The sequence below is a fragment of the Bradyrhizobium sp. genome (assembly GCF_016462955.1).
GTDB lineage: Bacteria > Pseudomonadota > Alphaproteobacteria > Rhizobiales > Xanthobacteraceae > Bradyrhizobium.
The window spans coordinates 3,943-8,191 of the sequence record NZ_JAEMSD010000320.1 but is presented as its reverse complement, the minus strand read 5'-3'; the positions used below and the strand labels follow the sequence as shown (position 1 = coordinate 8,191).

Annotated in this window: 5 protein-coding genes; all 5 read left to right on the top strand. The window is 63.9% G+C overall.

The window, feature by feature from the left end:
- On the top strand, window positions 1-1,038 hold a 1,038-nt coding region (locus JHD07_RS26545; RefSeq protein WP_291627418.1), incomplete at its 5' end, for an NADH-quinone oxidoreductase subunit D.
- Complete coding sequence (locus tag JHD07_RS26540) at window positions 1,038-2,003, top strand: FkbM family methyltransferase (protein WP_291627417.1); 966 nt, start codon at window positions 1,038-1,040, stop codon at window positions 2,001-2,003. The genes JHD07_RS26545 and JHD07_RS26540, both read left to right, overlap by 1 nt.
- A 12-nt stretch (window positions 2,004-2,015) precedes the next feature.
- Complete coding sequence (gene nuoE, locus JHD07_RS26535) at window positions 2,016-2,627, top strand: NADH-quinone oxidoreductase subunit NuoE (protein WP_291627416.1); 612 nt, start codon at window positions 2,016-2,018, stop codon at window positions 2,625-2,627.
- On the top strand, window positions 2,627-2,827 hold the full coding sequence (locus JHD07_RS26530; protein WP_050991808.1) for a hypothetical protein: 201 nt from the start codon (window positions 2,627-2,629) through the stop codon (window positions 2,825-2,827). Before nuoE ends, JHD07_RS26530 begins: the two co-directional genes overlap by 1 nt.
- Before the next feature lie 15 nt (window positions 2,828-2,842).
- Window positions 2,843-4,168: an NADH-quinone oxidoreductase subunit NuoF gene (gene nuoF / locus JHD07_RS26525; protein WP_291627415.1), complete on the top strand. Its 1,326-nt coding sequence runs from the start codon at window positions 2,843-2,845 to the stop codon at window positions 4,166-4,168.
- Window positions 4,169-4,249 lie beyond the last annotated feature (81 nt).

Genomic DNA, 4,249 nt, shown 5'->3' with positions numbered 1-4,249 from the left:
CTGATCGAGCACAAGACCTACCTCCAGGCGACGCCCTATTTCGACCGGCTCGACTACGTCGCGCCGATGAACCAGGAGCACGCCTTCTGCCTCGCGGCCGAGAAGCTGCTCGGCATCGAGGTGCCGCGCCGCGGCCAGCTGATCCGCGTGCTCTATTGCGAGATCGGCCGCATCCTCTCGCATCTGCTCAACGTCACCACGCAGGCGATGGACGTCGGCGCGCTGACCCCGCCGCTGTGGGGCTTCGAAGAGCGCGAGAAGCTGATGGTGTTCTACGAGCGGGCCTCGGGCAGCCGCATGCACGCGGCCTACTTCCGTGTCGGCGGCGTGCATCAGGACCTGCCGCAGAAGCTGGTCGACGACATCGAGGCCTGGTGCGATCCATTCCTCAAGGTCGTCGACGATCTCGACCGTCTCCTCACCGCCAACCGCATCTTCAAGCAGCGCAACGTCGACATCGGCGTGGTGCCGCTGAAGGAGGCCTGGGAGTGGGGCTTCTCGGGCGTGATGGTGCGCGGCTCGGGCGCGGCCTGGGACCTGCGCAAGTCGCAGCCCTACGAATGCTATGCCGAGATGGATTTCGACATTCCGATCGGCAAGAACGGCGACTGCTACGACCGCTATCTGATCCGCATGGAAGAGATGCGCCAGTCGGTGCGCATCATGAAGCAGTGCATCCAGAAGCTGAATGCGCCTGAGGGCAAGGGCCCGGTCGTCGTCGAGGACAACAAGGTCGCGCCGCCGCGCCGCGGCGAGATGAAGCGCTCGATGGAAGCCTTGATCCACCACTTCAAGCTCTACACCGAAGGCGTCCATGTTCCGGCCGGCGAAGTCTACGCCGCGGTCGAGGCGCCCAAGGGCGAGTTCGGCGTCTATCTCGTCGCCGACGGCACCAACAAGCCCTACAAGTGCAAGATCCGCGCGCCGGGCTTTGCGCACCTGCAGGCCATGGACCACATCTGCCGCGGCCATCTGCTCGCCGACGTCTCGGCGATCCTCGGCTCGCTCGACATCGTGTTCGGGGAGGTCGATCGCTGATGGGGCAGCAGGCGCCAATCCAGTTTGACCGTGCCTCGGGGGCCCTGGAAGGGGCCAACTTGTGGGAGCGGACGGCTGCCTTGGCGCTGGTGACGGGATCGAAGATCTCCTCGCACTTCTCGCATATGGGCTACATCGCCTGCGCCAATTTGCTGCGCAAGACGCTGCCCGAGCGCAACATCGCGATCAGGCTCAATCCCGATGCCGTGTTCGAATTCCCTTACGGTGACGGCTATTGGAGCAAGCTGCTCAACCGCTCCTACAATTACGAGGACGAGCTCGAGCTCTTGTTCGCCAACTCCGTCGACGTCGACTACACGCTGCTCGATTGCGGTGCCAATTACGGCTATTGGTCGGTGCTGGTCTCGAGCAAGCCGTTCGGCGCGCACAAGGCGATCGCGATCGAGCCGTCTGGGCAGAACTATCCGAAGCTCGCCAACAATGCCCGCGTCAACGCTGGCCGCTTCGAGACCATGAAGTGCGCGATCGGTGCGGCCCGCGGCACCGCGAGGCTCTCGGGCACCAAGCACGAGGCCTTCAGCATCGCCGGCGACCCCTCTGATGGCGGGGAAGAAGTGCCGGTCATCGCGCTCGACAATCTCATCGACGACGGCAAGGTCGCGAGCACCGGCAAGTACCTGATCAAGCTCGACGTCGAAGGCGTCGAGATCGAGGCGATCAAGGGCGGCGCCCGGCTGCTGCAGGCCGACAGCGTCATCATGTGCGAGGAACACGGCAGCGATCGCTCGCACGCGGTGTCGCGCTACATACTCGAACACACCCCGCTGAAGCTGATCGTGTTCGATCCGCTCAGCAATCGGATGGAGACCGTGACCGAGCTGTCGATCCTCGATCGCATCAAGGTCTCGACCCATGTCGGCTACAACGTTTTCGGCACCGCAAGCGCATTCTGGCAGGACAGGATCGAAGCCCTCAATGCGAAAACCGCGCGCCGTATGCAGTGAGAGATTGAAGCTATGTCCGTTCGCCGATTAGCACCGAAGGAAGTTCAGCCCGCGAGCTTTGCGTTCAGCGAGGAGAACCTCGCGTTCGCCAGGCAGCAGATCGCGAAATATCCGGCCGGACGCCAGGCTTCCGCCGTCATCGCCATCCTCTGGCGCGCGCAGGAGCAGCACGATGGCTGGGTTCCGGAAGCTGCCATCCGCGTCATCGCCGACATGCTGGACATGCCCTATATCCGCGTGCTGGAAGTCGCGACCTTCTACACCATGTTCCAGCTCGCCCCCGTCGGCAAGAAAGCGCATGTCCAGGTCTGCGGCACGACGCCGTGCCGCCTGCGCGGCGCCGAGGATCTGATCCACGTCTGCGAGCACCGCATTCATCACGATCCCTTCCATTTGTCCAAGGACGGCAATTTCAGCTGGGAAGAGGTCGAGTGTCTCGGTGCCTGCGTGAACGCGCCGATGGTGATGATCGGCAAGGACACCTATGAGGACCTGACCAAGGAAAGCTTCGGCAAGGTGCTCGACGGTTTTGCGTCGGGCAATCCGCCCAAGCCCGGTCCGCAGAACGGCCGCCAGTTCTCGGCGCCAATCACCGGCCCGACCACACTCAAGGAGGTCACCTGATGCGTGATCTCGTCGTAACCGGAGGGACCGCGGCCGTGAAGAAATGGGGCTTCGTCGCCATGCACGCCGCGATCGCGGCTGCATTCATGTTCCTGCTGCAGCGTTACTTCATGAACGCCTCGCAGGAGACCAGTCTGCTCTGGGCGCTGTTCTTCGCCGTCTGCGCCGCCGGACTTGCCTACAAGCAGTCCATTCGTTGATCGGAAAGCACTGATATGCTCGAGGACAAGGATCGCATCTTCAAGAACCTCTACGGCCTCCATGATTGGGGGCTGGAGGGTGCGCGGCGCCGCGGCGCCTGGGACGGCACCAAGAATATCATCGACAAGGGCCGCGACTGGATCATCAACGAGATGAAGGCTTCGGGTCTGCGCGGCCGCGGCGGCGCCGGCTTCCCGACAGGCCTGAAATGGTCCTTCATGCCGAAGGAGTCCACCGACGGCCGGCCCAGCTATCTCGTCGTCAACGCCGACGAATCCGAGCCCGGCACCTGCAAGGACCGCGAGATCATGCGGCACGATCCGCATCTCTTGATCGAAGGCTGCCTGATCGCGAGCTGCGCGATGAACGCGCACACCTGCTACATCTACGTCCGCGGCGAGTTCATCCGTGAGCGCGAGCATCTTCAGGCCGCGATCGACCAGGCCTATGACGCCAGGCTGGTCGGCAAGGACAATCTCAACGGCTGGCCGTTCGACATCTACGTCGCCCACGGCGCCGGCGCCTATATCTGCGGCGAGGAGACCGCGCTGCTCGAAAGCCTCGAAGGCAAGAAGGGGCAGCCGCGCCTGAAGCCGCCGTTCCCGGCCAATGTCGGCCTGTTCGGCTGCCCGACCACCGTCAACAACGTCGAATCCATCGCTGTCGCGCCCGACATCCTGCGCCGCGGCGCGGCCTGGTTCGCCGGCATCGGCCGTCCGAACAATGTCGGCACCAAGCTCTTCTGCATTTCCGGCCATGTCGAGCGGCCCTGCAACGTCGAAGAGGCCATGGGCATCCCGTTCCGCGAGCTGATCGAGAAGCATTGCGGCGGCATCCGCGGCGGCTGGGACAATCTCAAGGCCGTGATTCCCGGCGGCTCGTCGGTGCGCATGGTGCCGGCCGAGCAGATCATCGATACCCCGATGGATTTCGACAGCTTGAGCAAGCTGCGCTCGGGCCTCGGCACCGCGGCCGTAATCGTGATGGACAAGTCGACCGACCTGATCCGCGCCATCGCCCGCATCTCCTATTTCTACAAGCATGAGAGCTGCGGCCAGTGCACGCCGTGCCGCGAAGGCACGGGGTGGATGTGGCGCGTCCTGACCCGCATGGCCGAGGGCCGCGCCCACAAGCGCGAGATCGACATGCTGCTGGAAGTCACCAAGCAGATCGAGGGTCACACCATCTGCGCGCTCGGCGACGCCGCCGCCTGGCCGATCCAGGGCCTGATCACGCATTTCCGTCACGAGATCGAAGCGCGCATCGACCAGTATTCGCACAAGGCCGATGTCGACGACATCGGCGTCCGCGATCCCGTGAACATGGTCGCGGCGGAGTAAGAGACATGACCAAGCTCATCATCGACGGCAAAGAGATCGATGTCCCCGCCGAGTACACGCTGCTTCAGGCGTGCGAGGCGG

Coding starts and splice junctions, on each gene's coding strand:
- JHD07_RS26540 (WP_291627417.1), top strand. CDS start 1,038: ATGGGGCAGCAGGCGCCAATCCAGTTTGACCGTGCCTCGGGGGCCCTG.
- nuoE (WP_291627416.1), top strand. CDS start 2,016: ATGTCCGTTCGCCGATTAGCACCGAAGGAAGTTCAGCCCGCGAGCTTT.
- JHD07_RS26530 (WP_050991808.1), top strand. CDS start 2,627: ATGCGTGATCTCGTCGTAACCGGAGGGACCGCGGCCGTGAAGAAATGG.
- nuoF (WP_291627415.1), top strand. CDS start 2,843: ATGCTCGAGGACAAGGATCGCATCTTCAAGAACCTCTACGGCCTCCAT.